The 427-nt window shown below is 58.3% G+C and carries 1 protein-coding gene; it reads left to right on the top strand.

Features of this window, described 5'->3' with window-relative positions:
* The coding region (locus SOP85_RS31170; protein ID WP_323629430.1) for a hypothetical protein at positions 1-426 on the top strand (426 nt) is incomplete at its 5' end.
* Position 427 lies beyond the last annotated feature (1 nt).

Below are 427 nucleotides of genomic sequence, written 5' to 3'. Positions count from 1 at the left end.
CCATCTCTTCCGCTCGGCCGCGATCATGAAGGCTCGGATAAAAGCTGCCTCAGCTGTCCGGTGACCTCGAAGACAACCATTGGCGAACGGGAAAAAGGAAGGCCAATGCAAAAATCAATTAGACAACGCTTTACCGATCACTTACTCCGAAACCCCGGCCTCTCGGCCCGTCCGGTTATCCAGCGTGAGCTGGATGCACCCCGCGCGGCTTTCCTTCAACCTTACGCAGGGCAGGGGGATTTCATCCCCCATCTTGATGCAACCTTTCGCTCACTGGAGCGGGGCTTTTACCAACCGGTGGTCGCGGCTGATTTTCCCATGGCGTGCACTCGCTCGACCCCGGTCTTAGTCCCGGTATTCGCTTTGCCGCAGGGCTGGCGGCGTGATCCCTTGTGCTATGACAACGCGCGGTGGCTAACCTGTTGAG

The organism is Pseudomonas sp. YuFO20 (assembly GCF_035064975.1).
Classification (GTDB): Bacteria; Pseudomonadota; Gammaproteobacteria; order Pseudomonadales; family Pseudomonadaceae; genus Aquipseudomonas; species Aquipseudomonas putida_AE.
This window is presented reverse-complemented; position numbering and strand designations above follow the sequence as displayed.